This is a genomic window from Streptomyces sp. NBC_00620, assembly GCF_026341825.1.
Classification (GTDB): domain Bacteria; phylum Actinomycetota; class Actinomycetes; order Streptomycetales; family Streptomycetaceae; genus Streptomyces.
In genome coordinates this window covers 2,032,935-2,053,781 of record NZ_JAPENY010000003.1, presented here as the reverse complement: position 1 = coordinate 2,053,781, position 20,847 = coordinate 2,032,935, and the positions used below count along the sequence as shown (strand labels likewise).

22 protein-coding genes are annotated in these 20,847 nt (G+C 70.7%); 12 read left to right on the top strand and 10 right to left on the bottom strand.

Annotated elements, in window-relative coordinates:
* Window positions 1-10 precede the first annotated feature (10 nt).
* The 6 genes from OG246_RS40225 to OG246_RS40200 all read right to left on the bottom strand — a co-directional run bounded on the left by OG246_RS40225 (window position 11) and on the right by OG246_RS40200 (window position 7,431).
* The gene (locus tag OG246_RS40225) at window positions 11-691 is read right to left on the bottom strand and encodes a response regulator transcription factor (protein WP_266474209.1); all 681 of its coding nucleotides are present in this window, start codon (window positions 689-691) and stop codon (window positions 11-13) included.
* Window positions 692-814: 123 nt separating this feature from the next.
* The gene (locus OG246_RS40220) at window positions 815-1,996 is read right to left on the bottom strand and encodes a sensor histidine kinase (protein ID WP_266474208.1); all 1,182 of its coding nucleotides are present in this window, start codon (window positions 1,994-1,996) and stop codon (window positions 815-817) included.
* 106 nt (window positions 1,997-2,102) lie between these two features.
* Window positions 2,103-4,316: an MMPL family transporter gene (locus tag OG246_RS40215; protein ID WP_266474207.1), complete on the bottom strand. Its 2,214-nt coding sequence runs from the start codon at window positions 4,314-4,316 to the stop codon at window positions 2,103-2,105.
* A 169-nt stretch (window positions 4,317-4,485) separates the two neighbouring features.
* Window positions 4,486-5,529, bottom strand: a complete 1,044-nt coding sequence (locus OG246_RS40210; protein WP_266474206.1) for a zinc-binding dehydrogenase — start codon at window positions 5,527-5,529, stop codon at window positions 4,486-4,488.
* Between the two features lie 68 nt (window positions 5,530-5,597).
* Entirely contained in the window at window positions 5,598-6,362 is a 765-nt protein-coding gene (locus OG246_RS40205; RefSeq protein WP_266474205.1) for an SDR family NAD(P)-dependent oxidoreductase, read from the bottom strand.
* A gap of 100 nt (window positions 6,363-6,462) precedes the next feature.
* Window positions 6,463-7,431 (bottom strand): SGNH/GDSL hydrolase family protein, encoded by a 969-nt coding sequence (locus OG246_RS40200; protein WP_266474203.1) that lies wholly within the window; start codon window positions 7,429-7,431, stop codon window positions 6,463-6,465.
* A 235-nt stretch (window positions 7,432-7,666) separates the two neighbouring features.
* Here OG246_RS40200 and OG246_RS40195 point away from each other — a divergent pair, with 235 nt between their 5' ends.
* Window positions 7,667-8,182: a MarR family winged helix-turn-helix transcriptional regulator gene (locus OG246_RS40195; RefSeq protein ID WP_266474201.1), complete on the top strand. Its 516-nt coding sequence runs from the start codon at window positions 7,667-7,669 to the stop codon at window positions 8,180-8,182.
* A 234-nt stretch (window positions 8,183-8,416) separates the two neighbouring features.
* A complete protein-coding gene (locus OG246_RS40190; RefSeq protein ID WP_266474200.1) occupies window positions 8,417-9,106 on the top strand; it encodes a response regulator transcription factor in 690 nt (229 codons plus the stop codon).
* Window positions 9,107-9,122: 16 nt separating this feature from the next.
* Here OG246_RS40190 and OG246_RS40185 read toward each other — a convergent pair whose 3' ends face one another.
* On the bottom strand, window positions 9,123-9,893 hold the full coding sequence (locus tag OG246_RS40185; protein WP_266474199.1) for an SDR family NAD(P)-dependent oxidoreductase: 771 nt from the start codon (window positions 9,891-9,893) through the stop codon (window positions 9,123-9,125).
* A 286-nt stretch (window positions 9,894-10,179) separates the two neighbouring features.
* Here OG246_RS40185 and OG246_RS40180 point away from each other — a divergent pair, with 286 nt between their 5' ends.
* The 4 genes from OG246_RS40180 to OG246_RS40165 all read left to right on the top strand — a co-directional run bounded on the left by OG246_RS40180 (window position 10,180) and on the right by OG246_RS40165 (window position 13,676).
* Window positions 10,180-11,418: a cytochrome P450 gene (locus OG246_RS40180; RefSeq protein ID WP_266474198.1), complete on the top strand. Its 1,239-nt coding sequence runs from the start codon at window positions 10,180-10,182 to the stop codon at window positions 11,416-11,418.
* A gap of 38 nt (window positions 11,419-11,456) precedes the next feature.
* On the top strand, window positions 11,457-11,654 hold the full coding sequence (locus OG246_RS40175) for a ferredoxin (RefSeq protein WP_266474197.1): 198 nt from the start codon (window positions 11,457-11,459) through the stop codon (window positions 11,652-11,654).
* 8 nt (window positions 11,655-11,662) lie between these two features.
* Window positions 11,663-12,862, top strand: coding sequence for an NAD(P)/FAD-dependent oxidoreductase (locus tag OG246_RS40170; RefSeq protein ID WP_266475041.1), 1,200 nt, complete (start codon window positions 11,663-11,665; stop codon window positions 12,860-12,862).
* A 376-nt stretch (window positions 12,863-13,238) separates the two neighbouring features.
* Window positions 13,239-13,676 (top strand): SDR family oxidoreductase, encoded by a 438-nt coding sequence (locus OG246_RS40165; RefSeq protein WP_266474196.1) that lies wholly within the window; start codon window positions 13,239-13,241, stop codon window positions 13,674-13,676.
* 9 nt (window positions 13,677-13,685) lie between these two features.
* Here OG246_RS40165 and OG246_RS40160 read toward each other — a convergent pair whose 3' ends face one another.
* Both OG246_RS40160 and OG246_RS40155 read right to left on the bottom strand, forming a co-directional pair.
* Window positions 13,686-15,398 (bottom strand): hypothetical protein, encoded by a 1,713-nt coding sequence (locus OG246_RS40160; protein WP_266474195.1) that lies wholly within the window; start codon window positions 15,396-15,398, stop codon window positions 13,686-13,688.
* Between the two features lie 94 nt (window positions 15,399-15,492).
* Window positions 15,493-15,912, bottom strand: coding sequence for a molybdopterin-binding protein (locus OG246_RS40155; protein WP_266474193.1), 420 nt, complete (start codon window positions 15,910-15,912; stop codon window positions 15,493-15,495).
* A 175-nt stretch (window positions 15,913-16,087) separates the two neighbouring features.
* On the opposite strand from OG246_RS40155, the gene OG246_RS40150 reads away from it, so the two are divergent.
* The 4 genes from OG246_RS40150 (at window position 16,088) to OG246_RS40135 (ending at window position 18,876) form a co-directional block, all read left to right on the top strand.
* Window positions 16,088-16,477 (top strand): cell division protein SepF, encoded by a 390-nt coding sequence (locus tag OG246_RS40150; RefSeq protein WP_266474191.1) that lies wholly within the window; start codon window positions 16,088-16,090, stop codon window positions 16,475-16,477.
* 164 nt (window positions 16,478-16,641) lie between these two features.
* Window positions 16,642-17,793 carry an ATP-binding protein gene (locus OG246_RS40145; protein ID WP_266474188.1) on the top strand — a complete coding sequence of 384 codons (1,152 nt, stop codon included), beginning with the start codon at window positions 16,642-16,644 and terminating at the stop codon, window positions 17,791-17,793.
* A gap of 86 nt (window positions 17,794-17,879) precedes the next feature.
* Entirely contained in the window at window positions 17,880-18,212 is a 333-nt protein-coding gene (locus OG246_RS40140) for a nucleotide pyrophosphohydrolase (RefSeq protein ID WP_266474187.1), read from the top strand.
* A 181-nt stretch (window positions 18,213-18,393) separates the two neighbouring features.
* Window positions 18,394-18,876, top strand: coding sequence for a DUF6099 family protein (locus tag OG246_RS40135; RefSeq protein WP_266474186.1), 483 nt, complete (start codon window positions 18,394-18,396; stop codon window positions 18,874-18,876).
* Between the two features lie 59 nt (window positions 18,877-18,935).
* Here the strand turns inward: OG246_RS40135 and OG246_RS40130 are convergent, their stop codons facing one another.
* Entirely contained in the window at window positions 18,936-19,100 is a 165-nt protein-coding gene (locus OG246_RS40130; protein ID WP_266474185.1) for a hypothetical protein, read from the bottom strand.
* Window positions 19,101-19,337: 237 nt separating this feature from the next.
* Here OG246_RS40130 and OG246_RS40125 point away from each other — a divergent pair, with 237 nt between their 5' ends.
* Together OG246_RS40125 and OG246_RS40120 are read left to right on the top strand one after the other, a co-directional pair.
* Window positions 19,338-20,261, top strand: a complete 924-nt coding sequence (locus OG246_RS40125) for an LLM class F420-dependent oxidoreductase (protein ID WP_266474183.1) — start codon at window positions 19,338-19,340, stop codon at window positions 20,259-20,261.
* Between the two features lie 91 nt (window positions 20,262-20,352).
* Complete coding sequence (locus tag OG246_RS40120; RefSeq protein ID WP_266474182.1) at window positions 20,353-20,787, top strand: hypothetical protein; 435 nt, start codon at window positions 20,353-20,355, stop codon at window positions 20,785-20,787.
* The last annotated feature ends 60 nt before the right edge of the window (window positions 20,788-20,847 follow it).

Genomic DNA, 20,847 nt, shown 5'->3' with positions numbered 1-20,847 from the left:
TGTCCTGCGATCAGCCCTGCGGCGGCGTGGGGCGTACCAGGCCGGACTGGTAGGCGATCACGACCAGTTGGGCGCGGTCACGGGCGTTGAGCTTCGTCATCGCACGGTGGACATGGGTGCGTACGGTCAAAGGGCTGACGAAGAGCCGCTCGGCGATCTCGGTGTTGGAGTGACCCTCCGCGGCCAGCGCCATCACCTCGCGCTCACGGGCGGTGAGGGCGTCGAGGGCACCGGGGAGCGCCAGCGGGGTGCCGGGTGCCGGGGTGGTGAGGAAGCGGGTGATGAGGGCACGGGTGGCCAGCGGGGACAGGAGAGTGTCTCCGGCGGCCACGGTGCGGATGGCGTCCAGGAGTTCGTCGGCGCGGACGTCCTTGCCGAGGAAGCCGCTGGCACCTGCGCGCAGCGCCTGGGCGACGTACTCGTCGATCTCGAACGTGGTGAGGATCAGTACGCGGGTGGCCGACAGGTCCGGGTCGGCGCAGATCGCGGCGGTGGCGGCAAGGCCGTCCGTGCCGGGCATCCGGATGTCCATCAACACGATGTCGGGATGGTGCACACGGGCGAGCTCGACCGCTTCCTTCCCATCAGTGGCCTCCGCGACCACCTCCAGGTCGTCACAGGAGTCGATCAGGATCCGAAAGGTGGCCCGCAGAAGGGCCTGGTCGTCGGCGAGGAGAACGCGGATGGTCATTTTCTTCTTCCGGATCTTGGCTTGGATACGAGGGGGAGGGGAGGCGCCCCAAAGGGGCGCGGGGAACTGCGCGACCAGCCACAGCGAGCCCGCAGACGAAGCACCACACCTCCTGCGGAGCGCCTACACACGGATCGGCAATTCCGTCGTCACGGTGAAGCCACCGCCCGGCCGGCGGCCGGCCTCGAGGCGCCCCCCGACGGACTGGGCACGCTCCCGCATCCCGATGAGACCGAAACCGCCGCTCGGCCCCGGAACGGCGGGCCCCGGGGCGTCCCCGTCGTCGCTGACAGTGACGGTCAGCCGATCGGGGGAGTACGCGAAGCGAACCCGCGCCGTTTTGGCGGCGGCGTGCTTCGCGACATTCGTCAGCGCCTCCTGCACGATCCGGTACGCGGTCAGGTCCACGCCCGGTGAGAGCGGCCGCTCCTCACCTTCCGTGGTGACACTGACGGTGAGCCCGGCGGCGGCGAACGCGGTGGTCAGGTCGGAGAGCCGGCCGAGCCCGGGGGAGGGCTCCAGGGGCGCGTCGGGCTCGTTCGCCTGGCGCAACAGGCCGACGGTGGACTTGAGTTCACGCAGTGCCGAGGACGTGGTGTCGGCGAGGTCGTCGAGCATTCGCGGGACCCGGTCGGGGTGGGTGCGGGCGAGGTGCGCGGCGGTGCCGGCCAGGGCGTTGGCCAGCGCCATGTGATGGGCGACGACGTCGTGCAGCTCGCGGGCGATGCGTACGCGCTCCTCGGCGACTCGGTGCCGCGCCTCCTCCTCGCGGGTGCGCTCGGCGTGTTCGGCGCGGGCCTGCACGGCCTCGACGTAGGCGTGGCGCAGCCGGGTCGCGGTGCCCCAGGCCAGCGGCGACAGCACCCAGAAGACGGGCCCGATCGTCTCGAGGGGCCACGGGTGGTCGTAGTGGTCGCCGAACACGGCCGTGCCGACGAGAAGGACGACGACGGCGAGGAGGGCGATGCGTCCCGTCCTGCGGTTGGTGTACATGGCCAGCGCGTACAGCGCGACCATGAGCGGTGCGAGCAGCAGGGGTGTGAGCAGATAGCCCACCGCGCTGCCGGTGTTGACGGTGACCGCGGTCACCGCCACGACGGTGCGGGGGTGGCTGCGGCGCCACCAGAGGGCCCCGGAACCGATGACTCCCAGGAGTGCGCCGGGCCACCAGGGGACCTCGACGCCCGAGGGTTCCCGGAGGCTCGTCGCGCTACCGAGGACGGCGATGAGCAGCACCTGCACGATGACCATCAGGTCGACGAAGCGTGGATGGTCTTTCGCGTACCGCTGCAAGTTGTTGATCATCGGTTCTCCGGTCGGGGTGGGGCTGGGTCCATCGTGAGCGTCGGCGCGGACGAACCGCCGCCGAGGACCGCCCGTGTCGCCACGGACGGCCCTCGGCGCGGTGTCCTCAGACCCGGGCCTTCTCCAGGTCGGCCGCGTCGTCCTGGGCAGGGGCAGCGGTGACGGACTGCCCGCCGAGCGCCTCACCCTCCACGTCGACCTTCGGCAGCAGCCGGTCCAGCCAACGAGGCATCCACCACGCCGCCCTGCCGAGCAGCGCGAGGACCGCGGGCACGAACACCATGCGGACCACGAACGCGTCGAAGAGGACGGCGATGGCCAGACCGAAGCCGATCATCTTGATCATGGATTCGCCGGCGCCGATGAACCCGGAGAACACCGCGATCATGATCAGCGCGGCGGCCACCACGACCCGGGCGCTGTACCGGAACCCGGTGACCACCGCCTGACCGGGCCCGTCCCCATGGACGTACGCCTCCCGCATCCGGGCGACGAGGAACACCTCGTAGTCCATCGCGAGACCGAAGACGATGCCCACCAGGAAGATCGGCATCATGCTCATGATCGGCCCGGTCGACTCGACGCCCAGGAGCTCCGCGCCCCAGCCCCACTGGAAGACCGCGACGACGGAACCGAGGGCCGCGAGGACCGACAGGAGGAAGCCGAAGGCCGCCTTGACCGGTACGAGGATCGAGCGGAAGACCACCATCAGGAGCACGATCGCCAGGCCGACCACGACGATCAGGTACGGGATCAGCGCGTCCTGCATCTTCTGCGCGACGTCGATGTTCAGCGCGGTGGTGCCGGTGACCTCGAACTCGGCGCCGGTCGAGGACTCGGTCGCGGGACGGTCGTCGCGGATGGTCTGGACGAGGTCCTTGGTCTTCTCGCTGGTGGGCGCGTCGGCCGGGACCGCGGAGAAGACGGCCGTGTCACCCGCGGGGTTGAACCGCGCGGCCGACACGGAGACGACTCCCTCCGTGTCACCGATCTTCTCCTCGATCACCTGGACCGCGGCCTTCGGGTCGGCGGCGCCCTTGGCGTCCACGACGATGGTCAGCGGTCCGTTGAAGCCGGGGCCGAAGCCCTGGGCGAGGTCGTCGTAGGCGCGGCGCTCGGTGGTGGAGGTGGGCTTGGCCTCGTCCCCGCTCGTGCCCAGCTGGAGGTCGAGTACCGGGATCGCGAGGGCGCCGAGGCCCACGACCGAGAGGAGGAGTACCGGCAGCGGGCGGCGCAGCACGAACCGTGCCCAGCGGGTGCCCCCGTTCTTCTCGCCGGCCTCCTTGACCCGGCCGCGCTTGCGGGCGGAGCGCGACAGCACGGCGTTCGGCCAGAAACCGAGCAGGGCCGGGACCAGCGTCAGCGCTATGAGGACGCCCACGGCGACCGCTCCCGCGGCGGCCAGACCCATCTTGGTGAGCATCGGCACGCCGACGACCGCGAGCCCTGCCAGCGCGATGACGACGGTGAGCCCGGCGAAGACGACCGCGGACCCGGCGGTTCCGGTGGCAAGACCGGCCGCCTCCTCGGGCGCATGGCCCTTGGCGCGCTCCTCGCGATAGCGGGAGACGATGAACACGGCGTAGTCGATGCCGCACGCGAGGCCCAGCATCGAGGCCAGCGTGCCGGTCGTCGAGGACAGGCCGAACGTACTGGCCAGGGTCATGATCGCGGCCATGCTGACGCCGACCCCGATGATCGCGGTCAGCAGCGGGAGCCCGGCGGCGGTCAGCGAACCGAACGTGACCAGCAGGACGACGGCCGCGATGGAGATACCGATCACCTCGGCCATTCCGCCCGCCGAAGGCTGGGTCGCCAGCGCCGTTCCGCCCACCTCGACGGTCAGATCCGAACCCTGGGCCTCCTTGATGGCGGCCTTCAGGGTGTTCTTGGCGGCGTCGGTGAGGTCGTCGGCCTTCGCCGTGTAGGTGACGGTGGAGTACGCGGTCGAGGCGTCCTCGCTCACCGCCTTCGCCTGGAAGGGACTCACCGCACTGGCGACCTGCGAACCGTCGGACGCCTCGGCCACGAACTTCTCGATGACCGCACGGTTCTCGGACGAGGTGACCTTCTGCCCGTCGGGTGCGACGAACACGATCCGGGCGTTCGCCCCGTCGGCCGTGGAGCCGGGGAAGCGCTGTTCCATCAGGTCGAACGCCTTCTGGGACTCGATGCCCGGCATCGAGTTGCTCGCGTCGGGGGCGGCGGGCGCCGTGGCCGCGCCGAAGCCGACGCCGCCGAGCACCGCCACCCACAGGAGGGCGGCGAACCAGCGCCGCCGGAAGGCCAGTCGGCCCAGTCGATAGAGAAAAGTAGCCACGGGCAGAGGTCTCCACATCTGATCTCGGATACATCCCCAGACTCGCGGGGAGAGGGGTGTCCCGTCGTCGTGCGCCTGCCGACAATCCGGACTACTGAGAACGCAGTACGTCGGCCCTGGCGCGTGGTCCCCGAGCACGACAGCCCGGGGGCCACGGCATGCACGGTGGCTACGCCTGGTCGTCGAAGGTGACGACGACCTTCTCGGCGGCGCCGGGCGTCATCGTCAGCTCGAAGGCGTGCTCGACCTCGGAGAACGGAACGCGGTGGCTGATGAGCCTGGCGAAGCGCTCATGGTGCTCGGCGATCTCCGCGGTCACTTCGAAGATCTCGGTGGGGTAGCCCTGGGAGGCGATGAGCGTCAGTTCGCTGCGCAGCATGCCGCCGAGGTCGATGGCGTCGGACTTCTTCTGTACGGCGACCATGACCAGCTTCGCGCCCCACTTGGCGGAGGCGATGGTGGCGTTGAAGACGGCGGGGGCCCCGGCGGCGTCGATGTAGATGTCGGTGCCGGCGCGGGGCTGGCCGAGGGCGTTGGCGGCCTGCCCGTGCAGTTCGGTCAGGCGGGCGGTGACGTCCTCGGTGGCCGAGTTGATGACGGCGTCCGCGCCGATGGCGAGCGCGGTCTCCAGGCGCTCGGGGATGACGTCGGCGACGACCACGTGCTCGACGCCGCGCAGCTTGAGCCAGATGGTGGCGCCGAGGCCGATGGGCCCGGCGCCGAAGACGACGACCTTGTCGGCGGGCTTGGCCTCGGAGCGGTTGACGCAGTGCCGGGCAACGGCCATCGGCTCATTGAGCGCGGCGACATCGAAGGGCACGTGGTCGGGGAAGACGGCCACACTCTTGCCGACGACGGCGTCCTCGATCAGCAGGTACTCGCTCATGCCGCCGAGCCTGCCGCCGCAGCCGATGATCCCGGAGGGCGCGCCCTGCGGGTTGACGACGACCCGGTCGCCCGCCTTCAGACCGCTGACCTCGGCCCCGACCTCGACGATCTCACCGGCCGGTTCGTGCCCCAGCGGCACCGAGATCATCGAACCGCCCGGCCCGAACGGCATCCCGCCCATGTGCAGGAAGGTCACATCGGTACCGCAGATGCCGCAGGCGCGGATCCGCAGCAGCGCGTCCTTGGGGCCGGGCGTCGGACGTTCGACGTCGACGACCTCGACCTTGCCGACCGCGCCGGTCCGGACGGACTTCATGGTGGTCATGGAGTTGCTCGCATTCTCTCGGGTGATGGCTGACTGCCGGACTCGTTCGGTGCCTCGGCTTCGGCCGCTCAGACCGCGGCCCAGCCGAAGTCGACCGGCAGGATCACGCCGTTGACGTTGCTGGCCGCGTCGGAGGCGAGGAAGACGATGGCGGCGGCCTGCTCCTTGGGGTCGGCCACCTTGCCGGAGAGGCCGATGTAGGGGCCGATGACACCGGGCCCGTGGGCCGTCCGCTCGGCATCGACCTGGATGCTGGTCGCGGTGGGACCGGGGGCGATGGCGTTGGTACGGATTCCCTGGCCCCGGTACATCACGGCGAGGGACTTCGTCAGGCCGACGATGCCGTGCTTGGAGGCGGTGTACGCGGCACCGGCCGCGCTGCCCCGCAGGCTCGCCTCGGACGCGGTGAACACGATCGAGCCGCGGCCCGCCGCCAGCATGTGCGGCAGCACGGCCCGGCTGAGCAGGAACGGCGCCGTCAGGTTGACCCGGATGACGCGCTCCCACTCGGCGTCGGTGGTGTCGGCGAGGGCCGACATGTTGTCCATGACGCCCGCGTTGTTCACCAGCACGTCCACGCCGCCGAAGGCGTCCACGGCCACCGCGACGACCTCGTCCACCACCAGCGGGTCGCTGAGATCGCCGACGACCGCGCGGGCGACGCCGCCAGCCTCCTCGATCTCCTTGACGACCTGCTCGGCGGAGTCCTTGTTCAGATCGGCGACCAGGACCTTCGCGCCCTGCCCGGCGAACTCAAGGGCGGCGGCCCGCCCGATTCCGGACCCCGCTCCGGTGACGACGACGCCGCGCCCTTCAAGACCTGTGCTGCTCATGTCCTGCTCCTCTTGGTCGATGTACTCGATGTGCTCGATCTACTCGTTGGATTCGCCGTACGCCGGTACGGACGGCCGGAGTTCGCGGTGTGCCCCGGGCTCATCGCGAAGCCTTGAGCGTGCGCAGGACGGCGTCGGCCATGCCGTGCTCCCCGCGCTCGTTGGGGTGCACGGGGGCGGCGGCGTTCGCCGGAATGAGGGGCTCGACCCAGCGGGTCTCCCGCGCCGAACAGGCGTCACGGCCGGCGGAGGGGGTGTACGTGTCGACGTACCCGGCACCGGCGGACGCCGCCTGCTCCCGCAGCACGCTGTTGAGCTGGCGCTCCTTGTCGTCGAGGTAGGTGGCGTCGTCGGGCGCGAGGGTCATGTCGTCGTCGCAGCCGGCGCCCTTGGCCGGCAGGATCGCCGGGTATCCGACGACGTACACCTGGGCCTGCGGGGCGCGGTGCTCGACCTCGCGCAGCGTGTCGGCCAGGCGTTTCCCCGCCGCCTGGATCCGCTGCCGCACCTCGTCGGTGTCGCCGGAGTCGGAGACGTACCGGCCGCGGCAGGGCGCGTCGTCGCCGGTGTACTTGCCGCTGCCGGTCGCGACGTAGAGGGCGCCCTGCTTGACGCAACTCTCGACCAGCGAGCCGAACTCGATGTCGTTCCCGCCGATGCCGATGGTGACCAGCCGGGTCGAGGCCGACAACGCCGACAACTGGGCGGGGTTGACCCCGTCGCCGGTGGTCTGCGGCGCGGACAGGTCGGCGAGGGTGGCGCCGCTGCAGCTCACGTCCCGGAAGTCGGCCGCCTTGATCTCCAGCTTCTGGGCGACCAGCGCCGGGTAGTTGCGGTCGGAGCGGTCGCAGCCGGCGGGCGTGCCCGTCCGGGCCGGGATTCCCGGGCCGGAGGTGTAGGAGTCGCCGAGGGCGACGTACGGGCCCTTCGGCGGCGCGGCGGTCGCGTTCCTCGGCTGTGTGGAGGCGGCCGGGTCGTCGTCGCCGTTGTGCCCGACGCTGAGTGCGAGGAGCAGCAGGCCGCAGGTGACACCTGCGCCGGCCAGCCCCAGTCGTGTGTACGTTCCCATCTCGGTGTCCTGTCTTCCGTCTCAGGTGGTCCCTGCGCGGTGTTCGCCTGATACGCGCAGTGCTCGACTTCGCAGGCTCGCCGGGAGAGGGGTGTCCCGTCGTCGTGCGCCTGCCGACAATCTGGACTACTGAGAACGCAGTACTTGAGTCAGGCAAGCATGTGTGACTTACTTGAGTCAAGCAAGCTAGTCGCTAATTTACTTGAGTCAGGCAAGTAGATGGTAAAGTGTGTCCATGCCCACCACACCGCCAGCAGACGACTCGGTCTCGACCGACATCGCGGCGATCGAGAGTGCCCTCAATCGCATCTCCTACCTGACCGGCCGGGTCCGGCAGCACGACCGCCTGATGGCCCTGGCCGGAGTGACGCTGGACCGAGCGGCCGTGGCGCTCCTGCGCCAGGTCGCCGATTCGGAGCCGCTGCGTCTCGGCGAGCTGGCGGGCCGGCTCGCCGTGGAGGCGTCCCACGTCACCCGGCAGGTGCAGCAGCTGGAGAGGACGGGCTACCTGACCCGCGTCCCGGACCCGGACGACCGGCGTGCCCAGCGGATTCAGATCACCCCGCTCGGCCAGGAGGCGATCGACCGCATCCGCGAGGCGAGCTGCCGGGGTATGGAGGTCGCCCTGAAGGACTGGTCCCCGGAGGAACTGCGGCAGCTCGCCGGTCTGTTCCACCGGATGGTCGACGACTTCCACTCGGCGGAGGACGTGGACGTCTCGTACGAGCGCGCCCACGCGGCACGGGCCTGACGGCACGCACGTCTGCTGTACGGGCGTACCGCTCGGCCGGCCCACTGCTCAACTGGCTTACTGCTTACGGATGTAGTGCTTTCCGGAGTCCGCGCAGGCGTGCTCCGTCCGGAGATCCACGGAGGAATCCGTGCCGTCCCGGTCCGAGGCCCGATCCCTACGCGAATGGGTTCTGTGATGTCGATGCTCAATGGTCTTTCCGTGGACGGGAGCGTCAGCGAGAAACCGTCGCCGATGCGTGGAAACGGGCAGCACGTACTGGTCGCGGTGGACGACCCCGCCGCCGTCGAACTGCTCTCGACCACCCTTGAGTTGGCGGGCTATCAGATCGACACGGCGGGCTGCGGGACCGAGGCGCACGCGCGGCTCATGGAGCACCGGTTCGACCTGATGGTCCTCGACGTGACGCTGCCGGACATGGAGGGCCTGTCCCGCGGACACCGGCTCACCCCCGCCGCCGACCGTCCGCCGGTCCTCTTCCTGGTCGCCTGCGAGTACCTGAGCCGACTTCTCCCCGGGCTCGGCCCGGGCGCCAGCGACTACGTCACCCAGCCGTTCCGGATAGCCGAAGTGCTGGCCAGGGCGCAGGTGCTGCTGCGCGGCAGAACCCCCGCGTGGCGGGGCAGTACGCCGTACTACGGCGATCTCGTCCTGGACGACAGCACCTGCCAGGCATGGCGCGGGCGCCGGGCCCTCGACCTCACGCCCGCCGAGTACCGGCTGCTGCGCTATCTGCTGGTCAACGCGGAACAGGTGATCTCGAAGGGGCAGATCGGCCGGCACGTCTGGGGCGAGGTCCGTGCCGACAACGCGATCGAGCAGCTCCTCTCCCGCCTCCGGCGCAAGGTGAACCAGGAGCAGCCGGCCCTGATCCACACGCGTCGGGGGTTCGGCTACTGGCTGGGCCGGCCGACGCGATTATGAACGGCCGACAAGCGGGCTAGACGCTGTACCCGCCATCCACCCCCAGCGCCTGCCCGGTGATGAAACCGGCACGGTCGGACGCCAGGAACGCGACCGCCTCGGCGATGTCCGTCGCGGCGCCGAACCGGCGCAGTGGGATGTTGCGCCGGGTGATCTCCAGCGCCTTGTCGTCGAGTTCGCCGGAACTGATCAGACGTGCGGCGTTGCCGTCGGTCAGCATGCCGGGGCCGACACAGTTCACACGTACCCCGTACCGGCCCTCCTCGGCGGCCAGCGCCCGTGCGACCGCCTCGACCGCGCCCTTCGTGCCCGAGGAGAGCCCGTCCCGGACCGGGAAACGGCGCGTGGCCACCGTGGTGACGGCGACGATGCTGCCCCGGCTCTCCCGCAGTCCCGGCAGCGCGGCATGAACCAGGTTGAAGAACGCCCCCGCGTCCGCGTCGAGTTGGGCGCGGTACTGACTCGGCGACACTCTGCTCAGGTGCACCATCGGCACGGGCGGGCCCGCCGCGTACACGACGGTGTGGATGCCGCCGCCCGCCGACGCGGCCTCGGACACCGCCTCCGCCGTGGCCGACTCGTCGCTCAAGTCGAGCCGCAGCGCCAGCACTTGGCGCCCGTACGCCTTCACCTCGCCGGCGAGACCGTCGGCCGCCGCCTGGTTCGCACGATAGGTGAACGCCACGTCGCTGCCCCGCTCGGCCAGCGTCCGCACGATCGCCGCGCCGATGCCACCCGTGCCGCCCGCGACGAACGCGGCACCCGTCCTGTTCGCGAAGTCCGACATCACAGTCCCCAGGGAATCGGCGTAGAGCCGGGCGATCGGTCACTCCTGCATCTACCGGTAATCGCCGAAGAGTTGAAGACGGCGAGGGGCGGCCGGGCGATCGAGCTTCCTCTCCGAGTACGTGACCTACGTCACGTCAGTCCGCTGTCAGGTATCTGACCGGCAGCTGTCAGTCCGTTCCGCTTGCATGTGATCACCGAGGCCCCCCAATCGGCCTCGCGACCCCAAGTCCCCGCTCTCCGTTCTCCGTTCGCTGTTCCGACGGAGCCCCCACCGAGGAGTGACATTGGCCGAGACACTGACAGATCCCGCGGACGACGCGGCCCGGATCGCCGAGTACCCGATGCCCAGGGCGACCGGCTGCCCCTTCGCCCCGCCGCCCGCCCTCGAGGCGCTGCGCGAGGAGACGCCGGTCACCCAGGTGAAGATCTGGGACGGCAGCGAGCCCTGGCTCATCACCGGCCACGCCCAGCAGCGGGCCCTGCTCGCCGATCCCCGCGTCAGCAACGACGACCACTTCGGCAGCTTTCCGCATGTGAGCGAGTACCGGGCGCAGATCGCGCCGTTCACCCCCAGGATGATCGTCAACACCGACGCCCCCGAGCACACCCGGCTGCGCCGCATGGTCACAGGACCGTTCCTCATCAAGCGGATCGAGAAGCTGCGGGAGCCGATCCAGAAGATCGTCGACGATCTCATCGACGACATGCTCGCGGGCCCCAACCCGGCGGACCTGCTCACGGCCCTTGCCCTCCCCGTGCCGTCCCTGGTCATCTCCGAACTGCTCGGAGTGCCCTACGCCGACCACGAGTTCTTCCAGCGCAACAGCAGCCTCGCCCTCGACCGGGCCGCGCCGCCGGCCGAGTCCCAGGCGGCGAGCCGCGCCATGAGCGACTACCTGGACAAGCTGCTCGGCGAGAAGCTCACCGACCCGGGCGACGACACGCTGTCCGAACTCGCCGGCCGGGTCAACGCCGGCGAGATGACGCGCAGCGAGGCCGTCCACATGGGCGTCGCGATGCTCATCGCCGGGCACGAGACCACCGCCACGATGATCAGCCTCGGCACCCTCGCCCTGCTGGAGAACCCCGAGCAGCTCGCCGTGCTGCGCGACACCGAGGACCCGAAGGTCGTAGCGAACGCGGTCGAGGAACTCCTGCGCTACCTGACCATCGTCCACTCCGGGCTCCGGCGGGTCGCCAAGGAGGACATCGAGATCGACGGCCGGACCATCCGCGCCGGGGACGGCATCCTCGTCGAGATCACCGCCGCCAACTGGGACAGGGAAGTCTTCCCCGACGCCGACCGGCTGGACCTCTCCCGGCCCGCGCGCCACCACAACGCGTTCGGCTACGGCCCCCACCAGTGCCTCGGCCAGTCCCTCGCCCGCCTGGAACTCCAGGTCGTCTACAGCACGCTCTACCGCCGCGTTCCCACGCTGCGCCTGGCGGCCCCGATCGAGCAGCTGGAGTTCGACAACAGCGGGACCACGTATGGCGTCCGCTGCCTGCCCGTCACCTGGTGAACCTCTCCCCCCCCACAGAACAGCCGAGGAAGAAACCCATGCGTGTAGAACTGGACGAGCCGAAGTGCGTGGCATCGGGGCAGTGCGTCGTCGCGTCTCCGGAGGTCTTCGACCAGCGTGACGACGACGGCGTCGCGATCCTGCTGGTCGAGGAGCCCGGCGCCGAACTCCTCGACGGAGTACAGGAAGCCGTGGCGATCTGCCCGGCGGCGGCGATCCGGCTGGTCGAGAAGTGAGCCGAGACATCGGGCGGATCCTCGTCGTCGGTGCCTCGGCCGCCGGGCTCGCGGCGGCCGAGACACTGCGCCGCGAGGGGTACGACGGCACGATCACCCTCGTCGGCGACGAACCGCACGTCCCGTACGACCGGCCGCCGCTGTCCAAGCAGATCCTGGCCACGCAGTGGGAGCCCGAACGGCTGGCCCTGCGCACGCCGGGCGACCTGGGCGCCCTGGACCTGGACCTGCGCCTCGGCGCCACCGCGACCGGCCTCGACCTCGCCGGACGCACGGTGCTGCTGGCCGACGGCCCACCGGTGCCGTACGACGGTCTGATCGTGGCAACGGGGGTACGGCCCCGCCGGCTCCCGGGTGAGGGCGCGCACGTACTGCGCACCCTGGGCGACGCCCTGGCCCTGCGGGAACGGCTGGGCCCCGGAAAGCGGTTGGTCGTCGTCGGCGCCGGATTCCTCGGGGCGGAGGCAGCCGCCGTGGCCCGGGGCCTCGGCGCCGTGGTCACCCTCCTCGAACCGGCGCCGGTGCCGCTGGCCCACGCGGTCGGCGAAGCGGTCGGGCGGGTGCTGTCGGAGGCCCATCTGGTGAGCGGTGTGGATCTGCGGACCGGGGTCACGGTGAGCGAGGTGACCGACGAAGGGGTACGGCTCGCGGACGGTGAACTGATCGAGGCCGACGAGGTGTTGGTGGCCGTCGGCTCGCTGCCGAACACCGAGTGGCTGGAGGGCAGCGGGCTGACCCTGGGTGACGGTCTGGTGTGCGACGAGTACTGCGAGGCCGCGCGGAACGTGTACGCGGCCGGTGACGTGGCCCGCTGGTACAACCCGCTGTTCGGCACCTCGATGCGCATCGAGCACCGTACGAACGCCGCCGAGCAGGGCATGGCCGCCGCACGGAACCTGCTCAACCCCGAGGCCCGCAAGCCCTTCGCTCCCGTGCCGTACTTCTGGTCCGACCAGTACGACATGAAGATCCAGGCGTTCGGCTACCTCCGCAGCCATGACGAAGTCGCCGTGGTGGAAGGGGACTTGGACGAGCGCCGTTTTGTGGTCGCCTATCGCGCCGGCGACCGGCTGACCGGAGCCCTCGCGGTCGGTATGCCGCCCAAGGCGATCCGCCCCTGGCGGCAGGCGATCGCGGCGAGCGCCCCGTGGCGGGAAGCCGTGAAGACCTCAACAGGAGCTGAAAACAAGGAGGTTGGCCGTGGATGACCGACCGCATGAGTCCCGTCGTGACATGGTCGTGGTCACCGGGTTCCTCCGAGGATGCCTCAGCCTTCAGACCGGCGAGGAATCGGACTCCTGCGGAGCAGGGCAGGAAGCGGTGTTTCGTCCCCAGGGCGAAACACCGTCCACCTGATCGGGTAAGCTGTGCGCCGTGCGTTGCGAGAACCAAGCGCGTACGCCGTGCTGATCGAGAGCCAAGACAGCACATGCACCTCCGAGTTTTGCCGTATCAAACCGGGCTGGTTTCAACCCGGCTGGTGTTGATCGTGGAAGACCTGTTGGGTTGCTGACCCACAGGCAGCGTGAGCCAGGAATCCCCCTGCTTCAGCTGGGGGAGGATTCAATGGTGTGCGTCTCCAGCATGGCCGGTCACTACGCGTCCCTGAGCGGCGCGGACGAGGCCGCCCTCGCGACGACTCCCACGGAGGAACTCCTGGGACTCGACGTCGTCACCGCCATCGGAGACGACGCGCAGTCCGCGTACATCGTGTCCAAGCGCGCCAACCACCTGCGGGTACAGGCCGCCGCACTCGCCTGGAACCTCCGCGGCGCCCGCGTGAACAGCGTCAGCCCGGGTGTGATCTCCACCGCGATGGCGAAGGCCGAGGCCGAGTCGCCGTCCGGCGAGCACATGCTGAAGATGCTCGACGCGTGCGGCGCGGGCCGCACCGGAACGCCCGGAGAGATCGCCGAGGTGGTGGCCTTCCTCGTCGGTCCCGGGGCGCCGTACATCACCGGCACCGACCTCCTCGTCGACGGCGGCCAGGCCGCCTGGATCCGCTGGCACCGGCCGCGATGACGGCACCCGTCAGCTCTTCTCGACGGCCGGCAGGTGCACATCCGCGCTCGACAAGGTCATTGGCGAGGCTGAGAAGGCCCGTATGCGGATGCGTACGCCGGCGCGGGGGAGGGCGAACCTGCCGCTGGGCGGCAGGAGTTCGTACCGCGCGGAGCTGTGGGCGGGGATTGTGGTCAGGCCGGAGGCGATGAACCAGTAACGGCCCATGCCCTGGCCCGTGGTGAGGGTGAAGTGGGGGCGCAGCGCCGAGTCGCCGAGGTTGGCGGCGCGGACGGTGAGTCCGGCGAGGGCGCCGGTGGTCCGGCGGGCTCCGAGGACCTGCATACGCAGAGGTGGTGAGCCCGTCGCCGCCAGGGTCACCGCCGCCAGAGACGGGGTCAGCAGGAGCAGGGCCGTGGCCATACGGGCCCCGCGCCGGTGCGGACCGCGCAGGAAGGCCGGGCGGGGCTGCCACGCGGTGGTGAAGGACTGCGGGGGCGCGGTGACGGCCGCCGCCAGCCACAACGGGGTCATCAGCAGGTAGTAGCCGTCCTGCGAGCGGGTCGCCAGAAAGAACGCGCACCAGGGCAGGACCGTCGCCGCAGGACCCAGCCGCCGTACGAAGAGGACGAACAGCGCCAGCAGGGCGGCGGCCAGCAGCAGGCTGGCGTGGGAGTACCAGGCCAGGCGGCCGCTGCCGTCGGTGAGGTAGAGCGAGATGCCGACCAGACCCTGGCCGTGCAGGTCCGCCTTCTGGGTCAGGGGCAGCGCGATGCCCGAGAGCCAGGCGCGCGGCTCGCTCACGATGAAGTACGCGTTGATCAGCAGCCAGGTCGTGGCGGCCACGCCCACGATCCGGCCCACGGCGGCCGCGGCGGCGCGCGGTCCCAGTTCGCCGCGGCGCAGTGCGTAGATCCCGGCCAGCAGGAACGGCGCCAGGAACCAGGGCAGTTGCTGCGCCGCGCAGGCCGCGCCCAGGCACGCCGCCCGCACCAAGTCGCCCCGGCCGCCGCCGCCCATCCGGGGCCAGCCGACCACCACCGGGACCAGTAGGGCGAGCGCGACGATCGCCGGATAGCCGAGCCTGCCGTACACCGGCAGCAGACCGAAGCCCAGGCAGACCAGCGTGGCCGCGGAACGCCACGGCACCGGCAGCAGCCGCCACATCACGATCGCGCCCAAGATCAGGGCTAGGGTGCTGACCAGCGTCGCCGCGGCGGCACCGTGACCGATCCACAGCAGCGGTGCGGTGAGCATGAGGGGCAGCGGCGGATAGCCGTACGTGTAGTCGTAGCCGCCCGTCATCGTCGGGGTGAGCGCGACGCCGTGACCGAACAGCCAGGGCCAGGGCCGCCCGTAGACCTGGTGACCGGCGAGGAACTCATGGGCGGCCCGAGTGGTCAGCACCGCCTCGTCGCTGCCGCCGTGGTTCATGGCGTACGCGCACAGTGCGAGCGTCACGGCGGTCACGAGGACGCAACCGTCGAGACGGGCGAGCGTGCGGCGCCGGCGTACGACCAGGGCCAGTACGCCGGTCGCGAGGATCGAGGCGTAGCAGAGCGAGACGACCGCGGCCACGACCAGGTGGTGACTCGCGGCCTGCGTCCACACCGCACGCGTACCGATGAAGAGGCTGATGTCGGCGAGCAGCGTCAGGACCCGATGCCACTGAGCGGGCGCCTCGTCCGGCGCTGTCCCCGTGAGGTCCTGTCCGCTGGTCGGCGACGGTCTCGTATCTGCCAAGTACACGGCTCGGGACGTTAATTCGCGCAGGTGAGCGGCGTACGGGCGGAGGTGAAGAGTCCGGTGTGAGGCGGGTAAGAGGGGCGGCTGCCCGTCAGGCGTTGGAGAGTGACACCTCGGTGGCCTTGATGAGTGCGACGACCGGGGAGCCGGTGGCCAGGCCGAGTTCGGTGACCGCGTCCTTGGTGATCGCGGAGGTGAGCTCGGCGCCCGCCACGTCGACCTTGACGCGGGCCATGGCGCCGCCGGTGGCGACGTCGGTGACCGTGCCGGGGAGCTGGTTGCGGATGCTGACCCCGTTCACCGGGCCGGTGGCCAGGGACACCTCCGTCGACTTGATCAGTGCGCGGACCGCGGAGCCCGTGGTCAGGCCCAGGTCCTCGACGGCCTCCAGGGTGACGGCCGCGGTGAGGTCCTGACCGCCGTCGAGACGGATCTTCACCGTCGCCATCACCTCACCCGGGGTGACGGAGGCGACAGTGCCGGGGAGTTGGTTGCGGATGCTCAGACTCATGGGAGAAGGCCTCGATTGCTGAGGGGTGCTGGTTTTGGCTAATTATGTCCGCATCGTCACCGCGTCGGCGCCTGCGAACGTGTCGCGGACCGTGTCGCTGTTGGGCCGAACGGGTGACCATGCGTAAGAATTGCCCGGTGCAGACAACCAGTGCGAGCCAGGACGGGGTGGAGCGGTGAACAGTCACGACGCCACCGACGAACAGTGGGAGGGGCTCGCCCAGGTCGTTCCGTTGCGAGGCCGGGACGCCTGGCCCTCGGCGGTCGACCACCGGTCGATACCCGAGGCCCCAACGGAGGCGCGCCGCCGCTTCGTGGTCCTGCGGATCAACGTGTTCGCGGACGCCCGCGAGGTCGCCGAGACACTGATGGCGGGAATACCCGTCCTCCTCGACCTGACCGCCGCGGAGACCGACGTCGCCAAGCGGGTCCTTGACTTCAGTACAGGCGTGGTCTTCGGGCGGGCGAGCGGCATGCACCGCGTCGACCGGAACGTGTTCCTGCTGACACCGCCGGGGACCGAGGTGAGCGGGCTGATGGAGGGGGCGGGGGCTCCTGGAGGGTGATGCGGGGGCGTCGGCCGCTGACACCCAGTGGTCCACCGACCGCTGAAACCCTGCGGTCCGTCGCCCGCTGAAATCCTGCGGTCCGTCGCCCGTCCGTCCCTCGATCGTAGGAAGGTCACCTAGGCGGAACGGTTCGCCTGTCGGCGGAGGCCTAACGTCCGGATATGACCATGTCATCCCTGGAGGCCCCCGCGGCGGCGGAGGCGCGCCCCGACCGCCCGGGCGTCACCGAACTGCGGCTCGCCGCTTTCGCCACGCACCGGCGCGTCCGGTTCCCGCTGGGACCGCTCACCCTCATCGCGGGGCCGAGCGGCAGCGGCAAGACCAGTGCCCTGCGGGCGTACGAGGCACTGGCACGGCTGGGCAGCGGCGCCGAGCTGGAAGAGGTGTTCCCGGACCCGGTCACCTGCGTGCCCGAACGGGCCCGGCCCGACGCCCAGCGGCGCCGCGGCTTCCGCATCGGCTGCACGGTCGACGGTCCCGAAGGCCCCGTACGCCTTGACGTCGCCGTACAGGCCGAGCCCGAACTGCGCATCGTGGGCGAGCGGTTGACAGCGGGCGGCGTGACCCTGCTGGAGACGGCGTTACGGGATCCGGGGCGCCCCGTCGTCCAGGCCGCCTGGCACACCGGAGGCACGTCCGCGGTGACCCGCGGCCCCCTCCCCGACGACCGCCTCGGCACCGCGCTCCTGCCGCTGCGCGTCGCGGGCAGGACCGACGGGGAGCGCCAAGTCCTCGCCGCCGCCGAGCAGATGGTGCTCGCCCTGCGGTCCGTCTACGCCTGCGACCCGAGCCCCCGCCGGATGCGCGCCCCTGTCCCGGTCGGCTCCGGCCTGCTGCTGCGGGGCTGCGACAACATCGCCGAAGTGCTGTGGCGTACGCGGGCGGAGTGCGCCCGGCGGCATGCGCTCCTGGTCGGCGCGGTCGGGGCCGGATGCGCCGGCCCGGTCATGGACGTCCTGGGCGAGACCCTGCGCGACGGCACGATCCGAGGGTTCCTCGACCGCGGCGACGGCGTTCGTACGGAACTGGGGCTGCTCGGGGACGGCGAGTTGAGGTATCTGGCGCTGGCCCTGGTGCTGCTCACCGGACCGGGCGTGCTGGCGGTCGACCAGGCGGGAGAGGTGCCCGCCGCGCTCCAGACGCTGACCGTTCTGACCGACGGTCTCGACCGCTGTCTGGACGCCCGGCAGACGGGGGAGCTGGTGCGGCTGGCGGCGCGGATGTGCGAACGCGGGCACATCCGGCTGGTCGGCGCCGTGAGTGACGCTTCCTGGGCCTGCGGGGTGCCGGGTGTGAGGGTGGTGGATCTTTGACCTTGGCCTTGACGGAGACTGGACGTGAGCCGTGAGTGGGGCGGCAGGGCTGGGGCGTGAGCCGTGACAGAGACTGGACGTGAGCCGTGACCGAACTGGACGTAGCGAAGCTGCAGCGCCGCCTTGCCGAGTTCGCGGCCGCGCGGAACTGGGGGCCCTACCACACCCCCAAGAACCTCGTCGCCGCGCTGAGCGTGGAGGCGTCCGAACTGGTCGAGATCTTCCAGTGGTTGACGCCGGAGCAGTCGGCCCGGGTGATGGACGACGCGGACACCGCCCACCGTGTCACCGACGAGGTCGCGGACGTCCTGGCCTATCTGCTCCAGCTCTGCGAGGTGCTCGGCATCGACCCGCTCGCCGCGCTCGACGCGAAGATCGACCGGAACGAGCGGAGGTTTCCGGCGCCGGAGGAGTCGTGACAGCGGGCGGATTCGGCAGTCTGTCACTCTCCGGAGTTGTCGAGTTGTCCACACTCAACTCCGTGTCCACCGATTTCAGGCTTCCTCTGGCTTTTCGTCCCGGGCTCCCTCACTCTGGGTAGTGGACGGCGGAGTTCGGGCGGACGTGTGTTGAGCGCGTCGGGACAGACGGGGGCAGCGCATGGATGCGGTGCGTCTCATTGTGGCGAGCAGGCGTGCGCTGGCGGAGACGGGAGAGTCCCCGGAGGTGATGGAGGAGGCGTGGCAGGCGCACTCCCTGGCTCAGGCGATCGGCAGCCGTTTCGCCGTCTCCGGCCCCCCTGAACTCCGGGGCGAGGCCCTCGGTCTGACCGAGCTTGCGGGACGGGGCTGCGGTGTCCTCGGGGCTCCCGTCCTCGACGTCGGCGCCTTACGGGCCGCCCAGCTCACCGAGTTGGGCGACGCCCGCGAGGCGCTCCTCTGCCTCGGCGGTCTCCTCGGCGAGGTCGGCATAGCCCTCGTCGGCATAGCCTGCGCGGCGGACGACCACGGGACCTACTGGCAGTGCATGGAGGCCATCGACGCGGCGGACGAGTCCCGGGACCGGGTGCTGGAGATGCTGAGACGGCTGGCGGTGCGGGACCGGATGGTCCTGGAGCGTGAGCGGGACTCGGCGGCGGGGTGACGCGTCTCGGGTTCTAACAAGAGAGGCCGTGCCCCCGCCGCCGCGGGCAGCAGCAGGCTTCAGGCGTGGTCGGGCTCGTCCGTGAGGGCGGGCCGGGTGCCCGAGAGGTCCGCGTCCAACTGGGACAGGTCCGCGTTGAGCGACGCCATGAGCTCTTCCATCTGCTGAAGCAGCCCCTTCGGCTGTGCAGATACCACCTGCTGCGGAACTGCGTCTTGGGACATGACGGCCTCCTCGGCCCTTGGCCCCTGAGCGGGACCGATGCGGGTGACGCCCCGGCGACCGCCGGCGACGGGCGCCGGGCGGTCCGGCTCCGCCCGAGCCAACGATCACCGCCGAGCGGGGTCACTGGCGCGAACCCGCAGCACACGCGGGGTTGACGGATTTTCACCCGACCGGGGACGGGAGTGACCGGCGGGACCGGTGGGGTTGACCGGCACACGACCGTGCAGGATGGAGGCATGGATCTTCGAATCTTCACCGAGCCCCAGCAGGGCGCCACCTACGACACCCTTCTCGCTGTCGCCAAGGCCACCGAAGACCTCGGCTTCGACGCCTTCTTCCGTTCCGACCACTACCTCAGCATGGGCTCGGCCGACGGCCTCCCGGGCCCGACCGATGCCTGGATCACCCTCGCCGGGCTCGCCCGCGAGACCAAGCGCATCCGGCTCGGCACGCTGATGACCGCCGGCACCTTCCGCCTGCCCGGCGTCCTCGCGATCCAGGTCGCACAGGTCGACCAGATGTCCGGCGGCCGCGTCGAACTGGGCCTGGGCGCGGGCTGGTTCGAGGAGGAGCACAAGGCGTACGGCATCCCGTTCCCGAAGGAGAAGTTCGCGCGACTTGAGGAGCAGCTGGCGATCGTCACCGGGCTGTGGGCGACCGAGGTCGGCAAGACCTTCAGCCACCACGGCACCTACTACGACCTCACCGACTCGCCCGCTCTGCCCAAGCCCGCCCAGGCGAAGGTGCCCGTCCTCATCGGCGGCCACGGCGCGACCCGCACCCCCCGGCTCGCCGCGCAGTACGCCGACGAGTTCAACATCCCGTTCGCCTCGATCGAGGACAGCGAGCGCCAGTTCGGCCGGGTGCGTGCCGCGGCGGAGCAGGCCGGCCGCAAGGCAGCAGACATCACGTACTCCAACGCGCTCGTGGCCTGCGTCGGCAAGGACGACGCCGAGGTGGCCCGCCGCGCCGCCGCGATCGGCCGCGATGTCGACGACCTGAAGGCCAACGGCCTGGCAGGTTCCCCGGACGAGGTCGTCGAGAAGATCGGCCAGTACGCCGCGATCGGCTCCCAGCGGATCTACCTCCAGATCCTCGACCTCGACGATCTGGACCACCTCGACCTGATCGCGGCGCAGGTTCAGTCGCAGCTCGCGTAACCGGACGCGCAAGAGCCGAGACACCCGGTGGGGGTATCGTCGTGCCCGCACCGTAGAACGCGCACGACCGACTGAGGGAGCGCGAGGCAGAGTGGACCGCAGGCTGACGTGTGGGCCGGGAGTTCCCCGGCTGCTCGCGCTGTGTGCTGTCCTCTTCGGGCTGTTCCTCATGCACGGGGCGCCGGTGAACGCCGGTGGCGGCTGTCACGGCGAGGGCGTCATGCCGGCGCCCGTGAGCATGCCCGCGCATTCGGGCCACACGGCCGCGCAGGGTGAGCAGGCCGGCGTCCCCGCCGTCTCCCTCACGACCGCCATGGCCGCGATGAGCGGCGAGCTGTGCGTGTCCACTCCCGCCCGTGACCGGTTGCCGCTGCCCGCGAGCGGGCTGCTCGCCGGGCTGGGCCTGGTGGGCCTGGTCGTGTGGGGGCTCGCCGGGTGTCCGTCGGCGATGTGGGGGCCGGCACGGCGGGGACCGCCGGCCGGCGGCAGAGGTTTCCTGCTTCAGGTGTGCGTCGCGCGGACGTGACAGGCATCCACCGGATCCGGCCCCGAGCCGGACCGGCAAGGAGAACCTGCCCCTTTCGCG

Bases quoted from the DNA above. Each gene is read 5' to 3' on its own strand.
- OG246_RS40225 (WP_266474209.1), bottom strand. From the start codon at position 691: ATGACCATCCGCGTTCTCCTCGCCGACGACCAGGCCCTTCTGCGGGCC.
- OG246_RS40220 (WP_266474208.1), bottom strand. From the start codon at position 1,996: ATGATCAACAACTTGCAGCGGTACGCGAAAGACCATCCACGCTTCGTC.
- OG246_RS40210 (WP_266474206.1), bottom strand. From the start codon at position 5,529: ATGACCACCATGAAGTCCGTCCGGACCGGCGCGGTCGGCAAGGTCGAG.
- OG246_RS40205 (WP_266474205.1), bottom strand. From the start codon at position 6,362: ATGAGCAGCACAGGTCTTGAAGGGCGCGGCGTCGTCGTCACCGGAGCG.
- OG246_RS40200 (WP_266474203.1), bottom strand. From the start codon at position 7,431: ATGGGAACGTACACACGACTGGGGCTGGCCGGCGCAGGTGTCACCTGC.
- OG246_RS40195 (WP_266474201.1), top strand. From the start codon at position 7,667: ATGCCCACCACACCGCCAGCAGACGACTCGGTCTCGACCGACATCGCG.
- OG246_RS40190 (WP_266474200.1), top strand. From the start codon at position 8,417: ATGCGTGGAAACGGGCAGCACGTACTGGTCGCGGTGGACGACCCCGCC.
- OG246_RS40185 (WP_266474199.1), bottom strand. From the start codon at position 9,893: ATGTCGGACTTCGCGAACAGGACGGGTGCCGCGTTCGTCGCGGGCGGC.
- OG246_RS40175 (WP_266474197.1), top strand. From the start codon at position 11,457: ATGCGTGTAGAACTGGACGAGCCGAAGTGCGTGGCATCGGGGCAGTGC.
- OG246_RS40165 (WP_266474196.1), top strand. From the start codon at position 13,239: ATGGCCGGTCACTACGCGTCCCTGAGCGGCGCGGACGAGGCCGCCCTC.
- OG246_RS40155 (WP_266474193.1), bottom strand. From the start codon at position 15,912: ATGAGTCTGAGCATCCGCAACCAACTCCCCGGCACTGTCGCCTCCGTC.
- OG246_RS40145 (WP_266474188.1), top strand. From the start codon at position 16,642: ATGACCATGTCATCCCTGGAGGCCCCCGCGGCGGCGGAGGCGCGCCCC.
- OG246_RS40135 (WP_266474186.1), top strand. From the start codon at position 18,394: ATGGATGCGGTGCGTCTCATTGTGGCGAGCAGGCGTGCGCTGGCGGAG.
- OG246_RS40130 (WP_266474185.1), bottom strand. From the start codon at position 19,100: ATGTCCCAAGACGCAGTTCCGCAGCAGGTGGTATCTGCACAGCCGAAG.
- OG246_RS40125 (WP_266474183.1), top strand. From the start codon at position 19,338: ATGGATCTTCGAATCTTCACCGAGCCCCAGCAGGGCGCCACCTACGAC.